Source organism: Streptomyces sp. NPDC057543 (genome assembly GCF_042801895.1).
Taxonomy (GTDB): domain Bacteria; phylum Actinomycetota; class Actinomycetes; order Streptomycetales; family Streptomycetaceae; genus Streptomyces.
In genome coordinates, this window is sequence record NZ_JBHVFF010000569.1 from 1 (window position 1) to 1,684 (window position 1,684).

General features: G+C 73.9%; 1 protein-coding gene. It reads left to right on the top strand.

Annotation, left to right across the window (positions count from 1 at the left end; translation table 11 throughout):
* The first annotated feature begins 62 nt into the window (after positions 1-62).
* On the top strand, positions 63-1,418 hold the full coding sequence (locus ACFU8Q_RS41345; protein WP_384465326.1) for a CopD family protein: 1,356 nt from the start codon (positions 63-65) through the stop codon (positions 1,416-1,418).
* Positions 1,419-1,684 lie beyond the last annotated feature (266 nt).

Sequence of the window (1,684 nt, forward strand, 5' to 3'; positions counted from 1 at the left end):
TGGGGGGGGCCGTGGGTGCGGTTTGGGGGGCGGGCCCCCTCCGCGTCGTGGGGTGGTTGGGGGTGGGGGGGGGGGGGGGTGGCCTGTTCGCCGAGGCGGCGTCCGGGCATGCCGGCGTGGCGGCGCATCCGGTGCTGGCCACGTCGGTGCTGTTCGTGCATCTGCTGGCGGTGGCGGTCTGGGTGGCCGCGATCACACTGGGCGTACTGGCCGGGCGGCAGGCGATCGCGGTGCTGACCGCGCTGACCCCGGCCGCGGTCATGGCGGCGGTGGTCGTGGCCGCGACCGGCGTCGGGAACGCGGCCCAGCAGCTGTCCGGCTGGGGCCAGCTCACTGGCACCGGGTACGGGCGGGCAGTGCTCGGCAAGGCCGCCGCGCTGGCCGTGATGACCGTGGCCGGGCTGTCTCATTACTGGCTGCGCCGCCGCCGCGTCCCGAGGCCGCGAGGGGTGCGGGTCGCGGTCCGTGCGGAGCTGGTCGCGGCGGTGACCGCGGTTGCGGTGGCCAGTGCGCTTGTGGGCTACCCCGACCCGCCGCGGGCCGCCACGGTGGCGGCGGAGCAGGCCGCGGGCCGGCCTCCACTGGCGGACCTGGTCGGCCAGCCGGCAGTGGCGGTCGCCGCCGGTGCAGGCCCGTACGTACTGGGCTGGTCGCTCAGCCCGCCGCGTCCTGGCCGGGTGCAGGTGAAGCTGACCGTGGTCGGCGCCCAGCCGGGGGACGGGCTACGGGACGCAGCGTTCACCGCCCACCGCACCGACGGCACGACGCCGGTGCGGGCCGGATTGCACCCGTGCGGGTTCGGCTGCTTCACCGGCACCGCCACTTTGACCAGCGCCGATCGCTGGACGACGACGGTCAGCGTGCGCGGCAACCGGGGCCCCGCCACGGCCACCCGGGCCCTCCCCCTGCCCGCGCCGGACGGGCGGACCGACTTCGCCCGGATGCTCACCGCCATGGGGCGGCTGCACTCCCTGCGCATGGACGAGACCCTGCGCGGGTCAACGACCGGCCCGGCGGTCCTCACCCACTACCGGTTCGCCGCCCCGGACGCGATGGCATACAGCATCGCCGGGGGCGGCAGCGGGGTGCTGATCGGCCCGGACAGTTACCACCGGGACGGTCCGGCCGCCCGCTGGCAGCATGACCGCGGCGGGTCCCCGTTCGGCTGGCCGACGGCCTTCTACCGCAGCCAGTTCCAGCCCGCCGCCGCGATCCGCGTCCTGCGCGCCGACTCCAAGGTCGTCGAGCTGGCCTTCGTCCGGCCGGACATCACCGCCTGGTTCACCCTCGACCTCGACCCGCACACCTTCGCACTACGGGCGATGCGCATGCGCGCCGAGGGACACCTGATGGACGACACGGTGATCGCCACCAACCAGCCGATATCCATCCGTCCGCCCACCGGCAGCGGCCGTTAGCCGACAGCCATGCACCCACGGACTGGCCTGTACGGCGCCCGGAAGCTCCCACCTGCGGGCGAATTGCTCTACAGGAACGCCGCGCAGCAGCGCATTCTCATGCCGGAGGACGAGCAACTCGGCTTCCTTATCGCTGTCGCGGCGCAGGAACACCCCAGGGACGAACAGACGCCTGCGGGCCACCTTGTACAGCATCGAGATGCTCACGCCGACATGGTCCCAGCCGAGAACGCTCTACCATTCCGACCTGCGGCGATGGCTTTACG